Here is an 18,648-nt window from a genome sequence, read left to right as displayed (position 1 = left end):
GCCATCGCATGATGTGAACTTGAATACGCCTATCCTCGGCCTTTTCATATCTCTTTAACTCCTAAAAATCCTTCTATATCTGTAAACCTGAATACAGGGCCATCTTTGCAAACAAACTTCGGTCCGAACATGCAATGCCCGCAGACACCCATGCCACAATTCATGTTCCTTTCCATTGATATGAATATTTTCTCTCCCGGCACACCCCTCAATATCAGATCCTTTGTCATGCTCTGCATCATCACTTCAGGCCCGCATGTAAAGACCACTGTGTTAAGGGGATTGAAAGAGACTTTATTCAAAAGCCCTGTTATGAGACCGACTTCACCCCTCCAGTATTCCTCCGGGTCTGCCTTGTCCACAGTGAGAAATACCTGAAAGGCATCCATGTACCTCGGGAATTCGTCCCTGAATATCATGTCCTTTGGCGTTTTTGCACCGTAAAGGATAAACTTTTTCCCGATGGGAGTCCGTGAGGGAGACTTTTTCCCCCCTCCACTCATAAGTATATGTCTTATGACAGACCTCAACGGCGCAATGCCTACTCCTCCGGCGATTATCATCAGGTCCCTGTCCTCTATCTCCTCAAGCGGCCAGCTGCTGCCAAAGGGACCTCTTACTCCTATGACATCGCCAGCATTCAGCCTCGATATATAAGTGGTGACATCACCGGCGATCCTGATTGTATGCATGATCTCATGGTCTGTGGGTGCGGAGCTTATGGATATGGGGGCTTCGCCTATGCCCGGTATATATAGCATATTGAACTGTCCGGGCTTAAAGGTATAAGTCCTCTGTATCTCCCTGCTGTTTATTTTCAGGGCATAGGTAGCAGTATCCCTGGTCTCTTTTTTTATCCACCTTATTGTTGCCTCAAAAGGTATAGATTTATCGTGCATGCAATGCCTCCAGTTCCTGTGTGATGTCGATTCCTACCGGACACCACGTGATGCACCTTCCGCAGCCAACACATCCCGGCGAACCGAACTGGTCTATCCAGTATGCCAGTTTATGGGACATCCATTGCCTGTATCTCGCCCTCCTCGAAGGCCTGAAGTTGCCTCCATGTACCCGCGCGAAATTTGTGGAAAAACACGAATCCCATGTCCTTATCCTTGCGCCTGAGAGTTCGGGTAATTTTTTTGAGATGCCTGACAACTGGAGATTGTCATAGCTTGAATTGCAGAAGCATGTGGGGCAAACCTGTGTGCAGTTGCCGCACGCAAGACATCGTCCGGCAACATCGGCCCATCGCGGATGTTCGAGGTTTCTGTAGATGAGATAGGGCAGCTCGCTGACTTTGATTGATTTTTTTATCATCTTTTTGCAGTTCTCTATTTTCGAAACTTTTTCACTCAAGTCTTTATCACTAACTTCATCTATCGGCAGACCATTTAGTATCTCTCTCCCCCTGGCTGTCCCTATTTCAAGGAGGAACGAATCATCAAGCTCTGTGACAGCCATATCGAAGCCATCCCTTATCTCGGGTCCGGCATCCATGGAACTGCAGAAACAATTATCACCTGGATACAGGCAATTGATGCCGACTATTAGAGAGTTTCTCCTCAATGAATCATAACCGACATCTTTTACAGGTCCTTCCAAAAAGACCTTATCGAGGAGCCTTAATGCCGCTATGTCGCATGCCCTCATACCGATAAATGCCGTTGAAATCTCCCTGACCCGAGAGGAGTTTTGATTTATTGATATTCCCTTTTTCGATTTTTTAAAAGCGAAATTTTCCCTGACTGGAGGACTCATGAACCGTTTGAAGGAGTCAGGACCTACTGAAAATGAAAAGGTTTGAGGCTCTTTGCCGCTGCCGAGCCTGTAAGTGCCTCTACCCTGCTGCTCTTTGTAACCGGCAGGGATGTCGTGAAAATCTGCAATTTTTGCAAGGACTATAACATTGCCCTCTACCTTCGGGCCGATAATCTTGTGGGAGGTTTTCAGGCGGTCAAAGATTAGTTTTAGATGGTCTTTTTTTATTTTAGCCTTTGTCATGTGTTCCTTATGCGGCTTTAAGTTTTCTGCCCATTAAATTGACAAAGCCATATAACTAAGTGTTACACTAGAAAAATCCAAAAGTCAATCAAAATTTTAAAGATTTCCATAAAAATAAGGGGTGTGGAAGGAGGAGAAATTGTTAAAGGCACTGGAGGATATATCGTCCACAAAAAAACGGCTTAAAATAGAGGTTCCAGCAGAGGCCATAGAGTCCGAGATAAAAAGAGGCCTCAACGAGGCGCAGAAAATGGCAAGGATTCCCGGTTTCAGGCCGGGCAAGGCCCCCATGCATTTTATAGAAAAGAAGTTCGGCAAGGAAATAGAAGCCGATGTCCTGGAAAAGATCATACTGGAATACTATCTCAAGGCAATAAAAGAGGCTGATATAACGCCTGTTTCAAGGCCTGTTGTTGAGGAGTCCTTTGACTTTAAGAGGAACGAGCCCATCTCCATGACCGTTTCCGTGGAGGTGAGGCCAAGGGTGGAAAATCTCGATTATGAAAATGTGACCGTTAAGGAAGTTCCTGTAGAGGTCAGGGATGAAGAGGTGGATGCCGTTTTAAACAGGCTCGCAGAAGAAATGGCAACATACGAGTCTGTAGATGACGCGGTAAACGCCGGAGACCTCGTAACTATTGATTATACCGTTGAAGGTACCGTTTCGAATGATGTTGTTTTAAAGGTCGGCAGCGGCCCTTATCCACAGGAGTTTTTTGACGGACTTGTCGGCAAGAAAAAGGATGAGGAATTTATCATTGAGGCAAGCTTTCCTGAGGATTTACAGACCCAGTTTGCAGGAAAGAGACTCAAGTTTGAAGTAAAGATGAAGGATATCAAGAGGCGCAACCTCTCTGCCATTGACGATGAGTTTGCAAAGGATATGGGTTTCGAAAACATAGGACAATTAAAGGATAGGGTGAAGGAGAATATAATTGCATCTAAGAATAGAGATGCGGAAAGGACCAAGCAGAGGGAGATCCTCGATAAGCTTATAGAGTCACACAGCTTTGATGTCCCGGAAGGCCTGCTTAATGCCGAGATCAGCAGAATAATAGGCGAGGTAAGGGCTGCAGGCAATGACCAGAGGACAGACGAGGAGATCAGAGAAGAGATAAAGCCCCACGCAGAAAAGAGCGTAAGGGCATCTATTCTGCTGGAGTTGATAGGAGAAAAAGAAGGCATAAATGTCTCCGATGAGGATATGAAAGAGGAGATACTGAATATTGCCCAGAGGTCTTATGTCTCTCCCGAGAATGTTATGAAGTATTATATGGCGAAGGAAGGCTCTCTTGAAGGGCTTAAGCAGTCGGTGTTTGAAAAGAAGGTGCTAAACTTTCTCTTGAATAAGGCGAAAATAGAAAAAGGAGAGTAATTTATGAACATTGTTCCTATTGTTATAGAGCAGACAGGAAGGACAGAGAGGGTTTACGATATCTACTCGAGGCTTCTCAAGGACAGGATAATCTTCATCGGCACGGCCATAGACGACAATGTAGCCAATGTGGTTATAGCCCAACTGCTTTTCCTTCAGACAGAAGACCCTGACAAGGATATACATATATATATAAATTCGCCGGGAGGCGTTGTTTCAGCAGGCCTTGCAATATACGACACCATGCAGTATGTCAAGCCGGACATTGCAACATACTGTATCGGCCAGGCAGCGAGCATGGGTGCACTGCTTTTGTGTGCGGGTACAAAGGGCAAGAGGTTTGCCCTTCCCCATTCCCGCATAATGATACACCAGCCCATAGGCGGTTTTTATGGGCAGGCGACTGATGTGGAGATACACGCGAAAGAGATATTGAGAATGAAGGAGACACTGAACGGAATCCTTGCAAGGCACACTGGACAACCATTAGAGAAGGTTCAGGCAGATACGGAAAGGGACTTCTTTATGTCCGGTAATGATGCAAGGGATTACGGCATAGTGGATGACGTGATAGCCACAATAAAGGAGACGAAGAAAAAGAGTTAGAGAGTTAAGGAGTTCAGGAGTGACGAGTTTTAAAACAACTCATTAACTCATCAACTCTTTTTCTCTTGAACTCATTTTTGGAGGTTTTGATGGCAAAAAAGACAGGTGAAAGCATTCTCAGATGCTCTTTCTGCGGGAAGGGGCAGGATGAGGTCAAAAAGCTGATCGCAGGCCCCATGGTTTATATATGCGATGAGTGCGTGGGTCTATGCAATGAAATAATAGATGAAGAACTTCATGTATCCGACAGGGATTTATCAAAGAAACTGCCGACCCCTGTCGAGATACATAAGTTCCTGAATGATTATGTAATAGGACAGGAAAGGGCAAAGAAAATACTTTCGGTTGCTGTTCACAACCATTATAAGAGGATATTTAGCGGTTCAAAAACCGATGTGGAGCTCCAGAAGAGCAACATACTGCTGATAGGGCCGACAGGTACAGGTAAAACACTTCTGGCCCAGACACTGGCCAGATTCCTCGATGTGCCTTTTACTATAGCGGATGCAACCACCCTAACAGAGGCAGGGTATGTGGGTGAGGATGTGGAGAATGTTCTCTTGAAACTCCTTCAGGCAGCGGACTATGATGTGGAAAAGGCACAGATGGGGATAATCTACATCGATGAGATAGACAAGATAAGCAGAAAGGCAGACAGCCCCTCCATAACAAGGGATGTATCCGGAGAGGGCGTTCAGCAGGCCCTATTAAAGATAATAGAAGGGACAGTGGCTAATATACCTCCGCAGGGAGGGAGGAAACACCCGCAGCAGGAATACATACAGCTTAACACAACCAACATCCTCTTTATATGCGGCGGCGCCTTTGTAGGACTCGATAAGATAATAGAGCAGAGGACAGGCAAAAAGAGCATAGGGTTTGGCGTAGAAATGCTCAGCATAAAGGAGAAGAAGATAAGCAATGTCTTTAGCCTTGTAGAGCCTGAAGATCTGATGAAATATGGCCTTATCCCTGAGTTCATAGGAAGGCTTCCTGTTGTTGCGACCTTAGATGAGCTGGATGAGGCAGCGCTGGTAAAGATACTGACAGAGCCCAAGAATGCCCTGACAAAGCAGTATCAAAAACTCCTGTCTCTGGACGATGTCCGCCTGAAGTTCACAGACGTCGCTCTCGCCGCCATAGCAAAGAAGGCCGTAGAAAGAAAGACTGGAGCAAGGGGACTGAGGGCAATACTGGAAGACGTGATGCTCGATGTCATGTATGAGATACCCTCTAAGGGTGGCATTACCGAATGCATAATAAACGAAGAGTCTGTCACAAAGAAAGAAAAGCCGATAATAGTTTACGAAAAGAAGGCGGAATCAGCGTAAAAAACAGGCAATGGGCAATAGGCTATAGGTGTTTATCTGCTCATTGCTTTTTCTATTGCCTTCCTGATATTTTCTTGAAGCTCGGGATCAGATACTGTTGAAACGGTCTGATTTATCCATGCAAATTCAGAATCCGTGAAGGATTTGGGGAGTTGTTTTGAATCTTCTTGCCCCTTACCCCTTACCCCTTGCCCCTTTTTCTGATAGACCCTTCCGTGTTTGAATTTAACGGAACTGACATTGTATGCTTGAAGTTTTTTTATTATGTCATGCTTAAAGAACTTCAACTGGCCAAGCCATGCAGGGGAATCGACATTTATGGTCAGTTCTCCGTCTTTTATATCCACAGGATAGGTGTGCAGGGACAGAGGCTCATTGAATAGCCTATGCCACTCCTCCTGCATTGAATTGAGTCTGATTTTATCTTCAATGCCGAGATCTTTGAAGATGGAGGAGAGGAGTGTGCCTACTTTTTTCATCACTCCATTACTCCATCACTCCAACGGTGTTCCTACGCTGCCTTTACCACTTTCTTTGAGCGTATGCATCTTGTACAAACGTATGCCCTTTTTGTACCTCCGCCATCAGTTACAACCCTGATCCTCTGGATATTCGGCATCAAGACGCGCTTTGTCTTATTATTTGCGTGGCTTACATTGTTGCCAACTGTTTTTTTCTTTCCACAAACAGAACAGCTTGCCATACGACCTTCCTCCTTTGTTAATTGCATAAAAAAAGTTTTTTATGATAGCATTAATAAATGGGAAATAGGAAGTGCTTTCCGCTTCTTACTTCCCACTTGAATTTATTGGAGTTAAAACATAGATGCCTGATAAGGAAATAAAAAGCACCGAACTGGCAAAGGAATTAAAGGAATCCGGGATAGATGTAAAATCTACCGATATAGTAAGAGAGCTGGCTCGAATGAGGGGTGTAGAGTTCAAAAAGGGCACAACTCTCATAAAACTCAGCATCGAAGAAGCAGACAGGATAAGGCAGATATTCAGGCCTGTAAAGGTTGCAAAGCCTAAGGAAAAAGCAGCGCCTGCAAAAGAGACCAGAATAGAGAAAAAAGTAGAGGAAAAGAAGGTCGAGAAAATCGAGAAGGTTAAAAAGGCAGAGAAGATAGAGAAAATTGAAGAAGCAAAAATAGTAGAGAAACCCGAAAAAATTGAGAAGATAGAAAAACGACCGGAGCCTATTAAACCTGTCGTAAAGGAAGAAGAAAAGAGGGAAGTCGAAGAAAAGGAAGTAGAGATAAGTGTTCCGCCCATTGTCATTCCCGAAGAGGAAGTAGAGACAAAGATACCGGATAGATTCAAAAAGGAGATAGAAGTTGAGAAGGTAGAGAAGTTCAAGGTAAAGCCCGGGATGCAGAAGGCATTTCAGACAATCAAGAAGATAGAGCCAAAGAAGTGGGTTGAACAAAAGCCGACAAAGAAGTTCAGGGACAGATTCAGGAAGATAGAGCCAGCGCCTGCTCCCCAGATAACGGCGCCGAGAAAGAAATCCATAAAGCTGGAAGAGGGCACGACAGTAAAAGAGTTTGCAGAGCTGATAGGACATAAGATTCCCGATGTCATCAAGAAGTTCATGGAAATGGGATATATGCCGACGATTAATCAGCCTGTGGATATGGATGCTGCCGTGCTTGTAGCAGATGGCTTTGGAGTTAAAGTTGAAACTGTTGCTCCGGAACAGATCGACGTCATAGAAGAGATTGTGGAGGAAGCTGCCAATCTCATTCATAGACCGCCTGTCGTTACCATAATGGGACATGTTGACCACGGAAAGACCTCCCTGCTGGATGCAATACGGGAAACAAAGGTGACCGAGACAGAAGCAGGAGGCATTACACAGCATATAGGTGCGTATAAGGTATCGTTTCAGGGCAAGGATATAACATTCCTTGATACACCCGGCCACGAGGCATTTACTGCGCTCAGGGCAAGGGGTGCGAAGGTTACGGATATCGTTGTTCTCGTTGTAGCTGCAGATGATGGCGTAATGCCGCAAACGATAGAAGCAATAGACCATTCAAAGGCAGCAAATGTGCCTATTGTTGTGGCTATTAACAAAATAGACAAACCGGAGGCAAATCCGGCAAGGGTTAGGAACGAGCTTGCAGAACATGGAATTGTATCCGAGGAGTGGGGCGGTCAGAACATTTTTGTTGAGGTTTCAGCAAAGAAAAAGATAGGCATCGAGCACCTGTTGGAAATGATACTGCTCCAGGCAGAGGTAATGGAGCTCAAGTCAAATCCCGATAGATCCGCACGGGGAACAATTATTGAAGCCAAGCTCGACAGGGGTAGAGGGCCGGTTGCAACGGTGCTTATTCAATCGGGCACATTGAGGGTCGGAGACGCCTTTGTTGCAGGAGCCGCATCGGGTAAGGTGAGGGCACTCATCGATGATACGGGTAAAAAGATAAATGAGGCAGGGCCATCGACGCCGGTTGAGATTATCGGATTCTCGGAAGTGCCTACCGCCGGTGATGTCTTTACCTGTGTCGAAGACGAAAAGAAGGCAAGACAGATAGCACTTGCGAGGCTTCAGAAGCAGAGGCTTGCAGAGGCTGCACGACACAAAAAGCTGACCCTTGACGAACTGTATTCGAAGATAAAGGAAGGACAGATAAAAGAACTTGGCATTGTTATAAAAGGAGATGTGCAGGGTTCTGTTGAGGCCATAAAGAGCGCGCTTGAAGGTATAACCCACCCAGAAGTGAAGGTGAGGGTTATCCACGCTGCTGTTGGCGGTATAAATGAATCGGATGTTATGCTCGCCACTGCATCCAACGCGATTGTAATCGGCTTTAATGTCAGACCCGAACTCAAGGCTTCACAGCTTGCAGAGAAGGAAGGCGTTGACATAAGGCTTTATAACATAATTTATGATGCCATCGAGGACGTGAAAAAGGCGCTTGAAGGAATGCTGGAGCCTACACTTAAGGAGAAGGTCCTAGGCAGGGCAGAAGTGAGACAGACATTCCAGGTGTCGAGACTCGGTACAATTGCAGGCTGTTATGTCATAGACGGAATGATAAGCCGCGCAAGCGATGGTATCAGGGTCATAAGAGATAATATAGTAGTCTATGAGGGAAGGCTTGCATCATTGAAGAGATTTAAGGAAGATGTAAGGGAGGCGCAGACCGGCTACGAATGCGGCATTATGATAGAGAATTTCAACGACTTTAAAGTCGGGGATATACTCGAAAATTACATCATCGAGAAAATAGCAGCAAAGCTATAAAAACAGGTAGAGGTATAGGTAAAGGTAAAGATAAACTGCAGACAATATAAAACTGACTTTCTTAACTTTACCTATACCTTTGCCTTTACCTAATCTTTAACCATGCATCCATATAAGAGATCACAGAGATTAAGCATCCTCCTCAGGGAAGAAATCGCAGACATAATCATGCGAAGGGTAAAAGATCCCCGCCTTGGATTTGTCACCGTTACCGATGTGGAGATGTCAGAAGACCTGAAGATTGCAAGGATATTCATAAGCGTGATGAAAGAAGAAGATAAGGACATCACTGTCGAAATACTGAATTCGGCAAAGGGTCTTATACGCAGCGAAATATCGAAAAGGGTGAGAACAAAGTTTATTCCTACCATTGAATTCAGGATTGACAGGTCGATAGAGCATGGCGACAGGATTGATAAACTGCTGAGAGAGATAAAAGAGAAACGCGATATATGATGCCACCTTTAGAACTTCTGGACTTCCTGAGAAAAGAAGATGGGTTTCTTATAACCACCCACATAAACCCTGACGGCGACGGTCTTGGCTCGGCTATTGCATTATCAATGTCCCTTCAAGGGTTTGGAAAGAAAACGGTCCTTCTATGCAAGGACCCTGTGCCTCACCAGTATAGATTTCTGCCGGGGCACGAAGGTTTTCATACATTCGATAATGTAAAGGATTTTGAGAACATCATCCTTGTGGATTGCAATGACATTGACCGCATTACAACAGACAAATCTCAAATCTCAAATCTCAAATTTCAAATTTCTGCTGTTATAGACCACCACGAATCCGAAAGGCCATTCGGAGATATACGATGGGTGATGCCTGATTCGGCAGCTACCGGGCTCATGATTTATCATCTCATAAAAGAACTCGGCATAAAGATTACTGAAGACATGGCAGTAAATCTCTATGCAGCTATAGCTGTGGATACAGGCAATTTCCGGTACGAAAACACCACATCGGGAGTCCTTAGAGCTGCCTCGGACCTAATCGAGGCAGGTGCGAAACCCCATGTGATTTATAGATGGCTTTTTGAGGCTTGGTCTGAAGGGCGTTTCGATCTCTTTATGAGGGTTCTTAATACATTGGAGAGGGAAGACGGGACTGCCATTGTTAAGGTGACAAGGAGGATGTTTGAAGAGACATCCACATCTCCAGATGATACGGAACATTTTGTTGAATTCCCAAGGATTATGAAGGATGTGCAGGTCTCGGTACTTTTCCGTGAGATAGATGATACTCATTACAAAATAAGTCTGAGGTCAAAGGACGATATAAATGTGGCCCGTATTGCAGAGGCATTTGGAGGCGGCGGGCATAAAAACGCTGCCGGCTGCAGGATAAAGGCTGATTTTGAGACAGCGAAGAAAGAGATTCTAACCCAAGTTAAGCGATTTTATATGTCAGACACTGCTTAGAGACTCCTCTTTTCGCAGCACCTGACATATATTCCATTACTCTAATACTTCTAAAAGCTTTTCATACAATTCCTCCGGCGTGATGATCGCACCGCCTGGCCTGCCGTAAAAGAGCACTTCGGATCTTCCATTAACCGCAAGCCTTACATCTTCAACCATCTGCCCTGCATTCAATTCCACGACAATAAATCTTCTGTTTTTATCTGATAGGTCGCTTATCTGTTTTTCAGGGAAAGGGAAGAGCGTTATTGGTCTGAATAATCCGATTCTGTGGCCGATTCCATGACCTTCGTTCCTCAGCCTTCTGACAGCAGCCGTTGCAATGCGTGCTGCAATGCCGAAGGCAACCACGATCAATTCTGCATCATGTGTATTGTATGACTGAAATTTTACTTCCCTTTCTTTCATTTTCTGGTATTTGGCCTGAAGCATATAGTTTCTCTGTTCCAGTTCTCCCTCTCCCATGAAAAGGGATTTTATGACATTCGGTTTTCTGCCTTTGCATCCTGTAAGTGCCCATGTTTTTTCCGGGAGTTCCGGCTTTGCATATGGCGTCGGAACAAAGGGCTCCATCATCTGTCCGAGTATTCCGTCGCCGAGTATCATGACAGGGTTTCTATATTCATCAGCCTTATCAAAAGCTAACATCGTCAGATCCCAGAGTTCCTGTAGATTATACGGGGCGTAAACTAAGAGCCTGTAATCTCCGTGTCCGCCTCCCTTTACTGCCTGGAAATAGTCTGCCTGGCTTGCCGAGATATTGCCGAGACCCGGCCCGCCCCTCTGCATGTTCACGATAACTGCTGGAAGTTCTGCACCTGCAAGGAATGATATTCCTTCCTGTTTCAGGCTTATTCCAGGACTGCTTGAAGATGTCATTGCCCTTGCACCGCAGGCAGATGCGCCGAATACCATATTTATTGCCGACAGTTCGCTTTCTGCCTGAATGAATGTGCCATCCACTTCGGGCATGCGCCATGACATGTATTCCGGGATTTCGTTCTGGGGTGTTATTGGATAGCCTGCGTAGAATCTGCATTCAGCCTGTATTGCAGCCTCTGCAATGGCCTCATTGCCCTTCATCAGGATTTTTTTCTGAGCAAGGGGGGGAGTTTTAACAAGATTTTTCACAAAAAGAATTATAGCAAGATTGTGTTAAAATAATCCATACCGCGAATCAATGTCCTTCCATTAAATCTCCGCAATAAGATCGCTGCGGGCGAGGTAGTTGAGCGTCCTGCATCTGTTGTAAAGGAGCTTATGGAAAACTCCATAGATGCCATGGCTTCAAGGATCGAGATAGATGTTGCAAAAGCAGGCAAAAGACTTATCAGGGTTTCAGACAACGGCATTGGCATGGACAGGGAAGATGCACTGCTTGCCTTTGAAAGATATGCCACGAGCAAGATCAAAGATGAACACGACCTCTTTAATATAAAAACCATGGGCTTCAGGGGAGAGGCCCTTTCATCCATCGCATCTGTTTCAAGGGTAAGATTAATTACTTCGCATCAAGATGAAACAGGAACATGTATAGAAATTATCGGTGGAGATGTAAAAGAGATTAAGGATTGCCCTGCAATAGGCACAACCATTGAGATAAAAGACCTTTTCTTTAATACGCCTGCGAGGCGTAAATTTCTTAAATCAGACAGCACAGAAAATTATCACATTATCGATACGGTGACACGGGAGGCAATATCCCATTATCAGACAGGGTTTGTTTTGAGAATGGACGGTGACGATGTATTGAATCTTTCTCCCGCCTCATCTTATAAGGAAAGGCTCGTGCAGATCTTTGGAAAAGATTTTGTGAATGAGTTGATGGAAACCGAAGCTGAAGATGGTCGAATAAGTATCAAGGCCTTTCTGGGCAAGACAACGAATTTAAGAAATAACAGAAACAACCAATTCCTGTTTATTAACAACAGGCCTGTTAAAGACCAGCCAATAACCTATGCTGTTTATAAGGCATATGAAGAGTTGATACCAAAAGACAGACATCCTGTATTTTTGCTTTTTATGGGAATAGACCCAAAGAAAGTGGATTTCAATGTCCACCCCACAAAGAGGGAAGTGAGGTTTGAGGACAAGAGCAGTGTGTTTAATTTTGTGCATCAAGCAGCGAAAGAAGCATTAAAGAATGGAGTAATGGAGTATTGGAGTGATGAAAAAGCTACAGAGAAAACTTCTCAATACTCCATCCCCTCCAACACTCCATTCTTCTGTTCCTCCATCACTCCAAAATGGTATGTCTGGAATATCAGAACCGTTATCCCTTTACGGCGATGTGACGACCGATACTATCCAGGCGATTTACCTCGGCGACACCTTTGTGGCAGTTCCGGAAAAAGGAGGTATCACGATAATTGATTACCACGCAGCCCACGAGAGGATCAATTACGAAAGGCTCTTAAAGGGTAATAATATACAATCTTACAGGCTTCTTTTCCCGCAGCAGATTAAGCTTCAGGGCAGCGAATATAAGGTGATACTGGACAATCTGCAAGTTTTAAATGACCTCGGCCTTGATGTGGAAGATTTTGGTCACGGGACTTTAATCATAAGGGGTCTTCCTGAATTTTTGAGGGATGCTGATTTGAATGCATTGATGAGCGATATGGCGGCATCGTTAATAAATGAGGGTCAAGGGTTAAGGGTTAAGGGGCAAGGGAATAATATGCTTGAGCCAATTGATTCAGTAAGAAAAGTGCTTGCTGCAAAGCTGGCATGCCATAAATCCATAAGGGGCAGAGAAGTTCCCTACGGCATAAGGATTGCCCGACTACTGAAAGACCTCGATAACACTGATAATCCGAACTCCTGCCCCACGGCAGACCGACAAGGATTTTCATATCTATGGATGAGTTGAGGAAGATGTTTAGGAAGTAGTATTTTTTCTGCCCTGCCGAATAATATCTCTTTTTCGCGGAGAAACAATTCGCTTACAAGTATGTCTAAAGCCTTTGCTATTTGTGCCAAGGAATTTAAACTCGGATTGGACGATCACCATTTACCCTGAAAACCTCCCGTATCTCTTCTTTAAAAGACTGGGGATAGACAGGCTCGTAATAAGGGTCATGCAGTGTGATATGAGGAGGATTTGTGTCTTTGGTTATGGTATATGCCCCTTTAACGATAAAGATCGAATCAATCTTCAGGTCTTCAAGGATTCTGTTCCTCGTTTCTGCAAAGTCAGGAGTGAAGTTCAAATCCAATTGGAAAACCTGCCCTATACTGTCCAGTCCACTACAATCAACCAAAATCTGGAAGGAATTGTCCGGTAGTTCAGAACTCTCTATATGCTCTATTTTTGCAATTGCGAATAACTCAAGGTCAGTAACGAAAAGATAATGCCTCACATTTGAAATCTCTCCTGTTTCCATATTTTTTATAGTGCCTTCTATGATACCGCCTTTAAATTTTTCTCTTAAATTTTCTTTCATGCAAGGTGAAGTGAAAGTTATCTTTTGAATTTAGGTTCGTATCTATGACATTCAAAATTATTTCCTTCTCTTTGACCGACTCGAGTCAAAACACACTGGATTTCATCTATGCCTCCCCTGTCATCTTTTTTGCATATTACACACAGGCTTGGTTTTGGAAGCAAGTCTGGATATATCTCACTTCCATCGTAGTCATAGATTACTGTCGTGTCGATCTCGATGTCTATTTCGATACCCATTTGTGAATAAAACCTGAATATAGCCATCTTCTATTTTATCCCAAAAATCTCTCTCAAATTTTTACTGCTTGTATAATTACTGCCATCAATGGCAATTTGAGTATTTTCAAGTTTCAATACTTGCCCAGTTGACAATCTGAGCCTATTTTGGAAAGCTTCAATTAATTTCTCACCATTGAGTTTGAAAGCAAGCGCAACTTTTACATTTTCTGACCATTTAATTTTTGGATTTTGTAATTTTAAAAGCAAGTAATCTGAACAAGATTTTAATAGCTCAAAATATTTTGGATGTTTTCTTTTATTTGTATAATCCATGGCAAAAGGCAAAGAGTCTATTAAGAGAAACTGTTCTTTTGCTAATTTTTTAAGACATATATTAATATTATTATCAATAGCATCTGATGGGAAAAAGTCTTCCAAATACGTTTAACCCACTTGCCTTTGAAGTTAAGATAAAAATAACTTATCTCTTTACCTTCTCCCCTCCAAGGAGGAGCCTCGCCAATTAGCAGGTATTTAACCTCAGAGTTATGAAAATTTTTGAGATTACTCTCCCATGCTTCTTCGCATGCATGGAAAATTTTATTTAACCGATTTGTATTTATATTGTCTCCAAACAAATCTTTCAGGATATTAAATTGCTCAGGAAATCTATGCTGCAATTCTTTTTCCATTTTCTGTGACTAACATTTAGTTTCATGCATATTCTGCAATTAGTAATATTGTATCATGCTTGAAATGGAAAATGGGTGAAAATGGGTCAATTTTTTTGACATTTTTTTTGAAATCCTCTATTCTGTAATTAACAACTAATAGTGAGGTAAAGATATGCCAAAGGTAAGTTTTGAAATTCCTGTCGAAGTAAAAAAGACAATAAGCAAACATAAAGATATTAAATGGGATAAAATTGTTTCAGATGCCCTCTGGGGTTATACCAAAAAAATCGAACTGCTTGACAGTATTGTAAAAAAGAGCAAACTGTCCGGCAAGGATGCTGAGTTATTAAATAAATCTATTAAAAAAGGGCTTTCCGGTAAATATCAGGGTAAGAGTTGAAATTAATCCTCGATACCGGCATCCTTATTTCCGCCTTAATTAAAGAATCCTCAATAAACAGGCATGTATTGCTTATGCCGATTTTTGATTTCTATCTTCCTGAATATGCCGTCGACGAAATAAATAGGCATAAAGAAAAGATCGCTGAACTCAGTGGTCTGACAAAAGATGAACTCACTGTTTTATTTTCTATTCTCTTGGAAAGAGTTACGATCGTAACCTCGGAAATAGTAAAACCTTACATAAAGAAGGCCGAGGGTCTTATTGGTCATAGAGACAAAAAGGACGTTACATTCGTGGCTCTTGCGCTTGCCATTGAAAACGATGGAATATGGACAAATGATAAAGACTTCTCAGCAGTTTCAGGGATTAAGGTCTGGAATACAAAAGATATTCTTGATTATCTTTCAGCTAACCACTAACCCTCTCAATATCAGCCCCGACTTTTCCGAGTTTCTCATCCATCTTTTCGTATCCTCTGTCGAGGTGATAAATTCTATGAATTGTGGTCTCTCCTTCAGCGCATAATGCAGCTACAACAAGGGATGCTGATGCCCTTAAATCCGTAGCCATTACAGGCGCTCCTTTGAGCCTTTCAACGCCCTTTATCGTGGCTGTTCCGCCTTCTATGCTTATGTCAGCACCCATTCTCTTCAGTTCCGCCACATGCATGAACCTGTTTTCGAATACGGTCTCTTTTATAACGCTTGTTCCATTTGCGACTGTCATCATTGCCATGAACTGCGCCTGCATGTCTGTGGGAAATCCAGGATAAGGCATTGTCTTTGCATCCTTTGCAGTGAGCCTTTCAGGCCCTATTACCCTGAACCCCTTTTTGGTCTCTTTAAATACAACGCCTGTGTCCTTTAATTTCATTATTACGGCATCGAGGTGTTCGGGTTTGCAGTCCTTAAGTACTAAATCTCCTCCGGTGATTCCTGCTATGGCCATAAATGTCCCGGTCTCTATCCTGTCGGGAATTATCCTGTAATTGTTTATGGGCTTTAGTTCATCCACTCCCTCTATCTCGATGACACTGTTGCCCGCACCATTAATCTTCGCACCCATTGCAATAAGGCAGTTGGCGAGGTCAATTACTTCCGGCTCCCGTGCTGCATTTTCGAGTACGGTAGTGCCCTTTGCAAGTACAGCAGCCATCATGAGATTCTCTGTCCCTGTCACGGTAATGGTATCGAAATATATTGATGCTCCTTTTAAACGATTGGCCTTTGCAATTACATACCCTGATTCGAGTTTTATTTTGGCGCCCATTTTTTCCAGGCCCATGAGGTGGAGGTTTATGGGTCTGGCACCAATGGCACACCCTCCCGGCAGGGAGACCCTTGCCCTTCCGAATCTTGCCACAAGGGGACATAATACGAGTACTGATGCCCTCATGGTCTTTACAAGGTCATATGGTGCTTCGAAATTCTTGATCTTGCTGCAATCGATGGCGGTTTTATTATTTTCGAAATGAAAACCGGCGCCGAGATTGGCAAGCAGCCTTCCCATGGTCATGACATCTCTCAGGTGTGGAACCCTTTCAATATTGTGTTCCCCGTGTGCAAGGATGGTTGAGGCCATGATGGGCAGCGCAGCATTCTTTGCACCGCTTATCCGAATCTCTCCCTTGAGTGGTTTCCCCCCTCTGATAACCAGTTTGTCCATGACAAATATCTTAACATATCTCAAAAGAGTTATAATAAAACATGAAGACAATTAATGAACTCATAGAAAAAATCCTCTCCTATAATCCCAAGGCTGATGTGGAGGTAATAAAAAAGGCCTACATCTTTTCGCGGGAGGCCCATTGCAGCCAGAAGCGGGTTGAGGGTTCTCCATATATACACCATCCTTTAGCTGTGGCAGACATACTCGCAGACATGAAGCTCGACACCGCCACTATTGCTGCAGGACTTCTACACGACACAGTGGAGGATACAGGCACATCAACCGAAGATATAAAGGAGATGTTCGGAAGCGAGATCGCATTCTTTGTGGATGCGCTGACAAAGTTGAGCAAGGTTGAGTTTAAGACAAGGGAAGATGCCCATGCAGAGAACTTCAGGAAGATGCTCCTTGCCATGTCAAAGGATGTGAGGGTTATACTTATCAAATTCGCTGACAGACTTCACAATATGAAAACAATCAAACATCTCCCCGAAGAAAAACGCAGGAGAATAGCATCGGAGACCCTCGATATTTACGCCCCTCTCGCCAATAGACTGGGAATAGGATGGCTCAGGACGGAATTTGAGGACCTGAGCTTTAAGGCCTTAATGCCCGACCTCTTTAACGACCTCCATAAAAAGGTTGCGAAACGCAAAGAAGACCAGATGAAGTACATAGATGAGGTCAGGAACGCGATCTCCGAAAAGCTTGGCGCTGCAGGGATTCCTGCAAAGGTCAAGGGAAGGGTTAAGCACTACTACGGCATCTATCAGAAGATGATGCAGCAGAAGATACCCTTTGAACAGGTGCATGATGTGATCGGCCTCAGGATAATAACGGATACTGTTAGCCATTGTTACGATATACTGGGTATCATACATTCATTATGGCCCCTCGTCCCAGGAAGGTTTAAGGACTTTATAAGCCTTCCAAAGTCCAATATGTACCAGTCCCTTCATACCACTGTGGTCGGCCCCGGAGGAGACAGGGTGGAATTCCAGATAAGGACAGATGACATGAATGAGATTGCAGAGGAGGGCATAGCTGCACATTGGAGGTATAAGGAAAAGGACAGCATCGATGAAAAGAATACCAGGTTTATAGCATGGCTCAGGGAACTGGTCAAAGAGATCACTGATGCAAAGGAATTCCTTGAGGCTGTCAAGGGAGAGGTAATCCCTGAAACAGTGTATGTCTTTACTCCGAATGGCGATATAAAAGAACTTCCCATCGGCTCCACCCCCGTTGATTTTGCCTACAGTATCCATACGCAGGTTGGGCATAAGTGCATAGGGGCAAAGGTCAACGGCAGGATAGTCCCTCTGAGATATAAATTGAACAGCGGCGATGTGGTTGAGATTATAACCTCTCCCTCCCACGGGCCGAGCAAGGACTGGCTCAAGTTCGTGGTCACCCAGCGGGCAAAGAGCAGGATAAAACAGTGGATAAAGACCGAGGAGAGGAAACAGAGCATGGAGCTTGGAACAAAGCTGGTGGAGGAAGAAATGAGGAGGCATGGACTTGCCCTCTCGATCTTGAAGTCGGATAAGATGAACGATGTTTTGAAATATTTCAGCCACCAATCCCTCGAAGACCTTTATGTTTCCATAGGATACGGAAAGATGTCGGCCCACCAGGCGGTTAACAGGCTTGCTCCAGAGAAGACCGGAAAGACAGAAGATGTGGAGATGCCGAAGCTGACAAGACCTCCAAGAGAGAAAGGCAGCGTTATTACTATCAAAGGGATAGACAATGTGCTGTACCATGTGGCAAAGTGCTGTTTCCCTGTACCGGGGGACCGGATAGTCGGTTTTATTACAAAGGGCAAAGGGGTTACTATCCACATGAAGGAATGCAGTAACCTCGAAAGGCTTGCTGTGGATACCGAGAGGCTGATTGATGTAGAATGGAGCAGAGACAGCGATATTACGTCTCCGGCAAGGCTTTACATCGAGAGCATCGATAAGCCTGGAATGCTGGCCAATCTCAGCGCCCTCATATCATCCGCTGATGTGAATATCAGCTCTCTGAAGGCAAACTCCACACATGACAAAAGGGCGCTCTTTGAGCTCACCCTTGAAATCAAGAACAGGAACCAGCTCATCAACCTTGTAAGCAAGATTTCACAGATGGACGGAATCCTGAATGTAAGGCGATAAAATAATGACCGTCTTAACTTTGGCCTTAACTTTGGCACTTGGTATAGACATACTTACCAGTCTGAATTGACTTAAGGAACAT

At 44.0% G+C, this 18,648-nt stretch carries 20 protein-coding genes; 11 read left to right on the top strand and 9 right to left on the bottom strand.

All coding sequences use genetic code 11. The annotated features are described in order from the left end of the window. Positions 1 to 44: 44 nt before the first annotated feature. Both V7L97_RS06630 and V7L97_RS06625 read right to left on the bottom strand, forming a co-directional pair. Positions 45 to 899, bottom strand: coding sequence for an FAD/NAD(P)-binding protein (locus V7L97_RS06630; protein WP_333654404.1), 855 nt, complete (start codon positions 897 to 899; stop codon positions 45 to 47). Then, positions 889 to 2,004 carry a 4Fe-4S dicluster domain-containing protein gene (locus tag V7L97_RS06625; RefSeq protein ID WP_333654401.1) on the bottom strand — a complete coding sequence of 372 codons (1,116 nt, stop codon included), beginning with the start codon at positions 2,002 to 2,004 and terminating at the stop codon, positions 889 to 891. The genes V7L97_RS06630 and V7L97_RS06625 overlap by 11 nt, the downstream gene beginning before the upstream one ends. 139 nt (positions 2,005 to 2,143) lie before the next feature. Between V7L97_RS06625 and tig the strand changes: the two genes are divergently transcribed. From tig to clpX, 3 genes are all read left to right on the top strand, one after another. Beyond that, a complete protein-coding gene (gene tig / locus V7L97_RS06620) occupies positions 2,144 to 3,379 on the top strand; it encodes a trigger factor (RefSeq protein ID WP_333654399.1) in 1,236 nt (411 codons plus the stop codon). Between the two features lie 3 nt (positions 3,380 to 3,382). Further along, positions 3,383 to 3,985 carry an ATP-dependent Clp endopeptidase proteolytic subunit ClpP gene (gene clpP / locus V7L97_RS06615; protein WP_333654397.1) on the top strand — a complete coding sequence of 201 codons (603 nt, stop codon included), beginning with the start codon at positions 3,383 to 3,385 and terminating at the stop codon, positions 3,983 to 3,985. An 89-nt stretch (positions 3,986 to 4,074) separates the two neighbouring features. Beyond that, positions 4,075 to 5,316, top strand: coding sequence for an ATP-dependent Clp protease ATP-binding subunit ClpX (gene clpX / locus V7L97_RS06610; protein WP_333654395.1), 1,242 nt, complete (start codon positions 4,075 to 4,077; stop codon positions 5,314 to 5,316). Positions 5,317 to 5,348: 32 nt separating this feature from the next. Here the strand turns inward: clpX and V7L97_RS06605 are convergent, their stop codons facing one another. Next, positions 5,349 to 5,795, bottom strand: a complete 447-nt coding sequence (locus V7L97_RS06605; RefSeq protein WP_333654394.1) for a DUF721 domain-containing protein — start codon at positions 5,793 to 5,795, stop codon at positions 5,349 to 5,351. 32 nt (positions 5,796 to 5,827) lie between these two features. Continuing rightward, complete coding sequence (gene rpmB, locus V7L97_RS06600; protein ID WP_333654393.1) at positions 5,828 to 6,019, bottom strand: 50S ribosomal protein L28; 192 nt, start codon at positions 6,017 to 6,019, stop codon at positions 5,828 to 5,830. A gap of 122 nt (positions 6,020 to 6,141) precedes the next feature. On the opposite strand from rpmB, the gene infB reads away from it, so the two are divergent. From infB to V7L97_RS06585, 3 genes are all read left to right on the top strand, one after another. After that, complete coding sequence (gene infB / locus V7L97_RS06595) at positions 6,142 to 8,571, top strand: translation initiation factor IF-2 (RefSeq protein WP_333654392.1); 2,430 nt, start codon at positions 6,142 to 6,144, stop codon at positions 8,569 to 8,571. A 102-nt stretch (positions 8,572 to 8,673) separates the two neighbouring features. Further along, positions 8,674 to 9,027 (top strand): 30S ribosome-binding factor RbfA, encoded by a 354-nt coding sequence (rbfA, locus tag V7L97_RS06590; protein ID WP_333654390.1) that lies wholly within the window; start codon positions 8,674 to 8,676, stop codon positions 9,025 to 9,027. After that, positions 9,024 to 9,995, top strand: a complete 972-nt coding sequence (locus tag V7L97_RS06585; RefSeq protein WP_333654388.1) for a DHH family phosphoesterase — start codon at positions 9,024 to 9,026, stop codon at positions 9,993 to 9,995. Before rbfA ends, V7L97_RS06585 begins: the two co-directional genes overlap by 4 nt. Before the next feature lie 36 nt (positions 9,996 to 10,031). Here the strand turns inward: V7L97_RS06585 and V7L97_RS06580 are convergent, their stop codons facing one another. Then, positions 10,032 to 11,126 carry a 3-methyl-2-oxobutanoate dehydrogenase subunit VorB gene (locus tag V7L97_RS06580; protein WP_333654386.1) on the bottom strand — a complete coding sequence of 365 codons (1,095 nt, stop codon included), beginning with the start codon at positions 11,124 to 11,126 and terminating at the stop codon, positions 10,032 to 10,034. A 36-nt stretch (positions 11,127 to 11,162) separates the two neighbouring features. Here V7L97_RS06580 and mutL point away from each other — a divergent pair, with 36 nt between their 5' ends. Both mutL and V7L97_RS06570 read left to right on the top strand, forming a co-directional pair. Next, positions 11,163 to 12,368, top strand: a complete 1,206-nt coding sequence (gene mutL, locus V7L97_RS06575; RefSeq protein WP_333654410.1) for a DNA mismatch repair endonuclease MutL — start codon at positions 11,163 to 11,165, stop codon at positions 12,366 to 12,368. Continuing rightward, complete coding sequence (locus V7L97_RS06570; RefSeq protein WP_333654385.1) at positions 12,331 to 12,867, top strand: hypothetical protein; 537 nt, start codon at positions 12,331 to 12,333, stop codon at positions 12,865 to 12,867. Before mutL ends, V7L97_RS06570 begins: the two co-directional genes overlap by 38 nt. Positions 12,868 to 12,982: 115 nt before the next feature. Here V7L97_RS06570 and V7L97_RS06565 read toward each other — a convergent pair whose 3' ends face one another. The 3 genes from V7L97_RS06565 to V7L97_RS06555 are packed head-to-tail and all read right to left on the bottom strand — an operon-like array spanning position 12,983 to position 14,100. Next, positions 12,983 to 13,441, bottom strand: a complete 459-nt coding sequence (locus tag V7L97_RS06565; protein WP_333654384.1) for a hypothetical protein — start codon at positions 13,439 to 13,441, stop codon at positions 12,983 to 12,985. A 17-nt stretch (positions 13,442 to 13,458) separates the two neighbouring features. Next, the gene (locus tag V7L97_RS06560; RefSeq protein ID WP_333654383.1) at positions 13,459 to 13,707 is read right to left on the bottom strand and encodes a hypothetical protein; all 249 of its coding nucleotides are present in this window, start codon (positions 13,705 to 13,707) and stop codon (positions 13,459 to 13,461) included. A 3-nt stretch (positions 13,708 to 13,710) separates the two neighbouring features. After that, positions 13,711 to 14,100, bottom strand: a complete 390-nt coding sequence (locus V7L97_RS06555; RefSeq protein WP_333654382.1) for a hypothetical protein — start codon at positions 14,098 to 14,100, stop codon at positions 13,711 to 13,713. 408 nt (positions 14,101 to 14,508) lie between these two features. On the opposite strand from V7L97_RS06555, the gene V7L97_RS06550 reads away from it, so the two are divergent. Together V7L97_RS06550 and V7L97_RS06545 are read left to right on the top strand one after the other, a co-directional pair. Further along, a complete protein-coding gene (locus tag V7L97_RS06550; RefSeq protein WP_333654381.1) occupies positions 14,509 to 14,736 on the top strand; it encodes a hypothetical protein in 228 nt (75 codons plus the stop codon). After that, on the top strand, positions 14,733 to 15,158 hold the full coding sequence (locus tag V7L97_RS06545; protein WP_333654379.1) for a PIN domain-containing protein: 426 nt from the start codon (positions 14,733 to 14,735) through the stop codon (positions 15,156 to 15,158). Before V7L97_RS06550 ends, V7L97_RS06545 begins: the two co-directional genes overlap by 4 nt. Here V7L97_RS06545 and murA read toward each other — a convergent pair. Continuing rightward, on the bottom strand, positions 15,148 to 16,404 hold the full coding sequence (gene murA, locus V7L97_RS06540; RefSeq protein ID WP_333654378.1) for a UDP-N-acetylglucosamine 1-carboxyvinyltransferase: 1,257 nt from the start codon (positions 16,402 to 16,404) through the stop codon (positions 15,148 to 15,150). The two genes, V7L97_RS06545 and murA, sit on opposite strands and share 11 nt — an antisense overlap. Before the next feature lie 41 nt (positions 16,405 to 16,445). On the opposite strand from murA, the gene V7L97_RS06535 reads away from it, so the two are divergent. After that, a complete protein-coding gene (locus tag V7L97_RS06535) occupies positions 16,446 to 18,566 on the top strand; it encodes a RelA/SpoT family protein (protein WP_333654377.1) in 2,121 nt (706 codons plus the stop codon). Positions 18,567 to 18,648: the final 82 nt, after the last annotated feature.

Source organism: Dissulfurispira sp. (genome assembly GCF_036745535.1).
In the GTDB taxonomy this organism is placed as follows: domain Bacteria; phylum Nitrospirota; class Thermodesulfovibrionia; order Thermodesulfovibrionales; family Dissulfurispiraceae; genus Dissulfurispira.
This window is presented reverse-complemented; position numbering and strand designations above follow the sequence as displayed.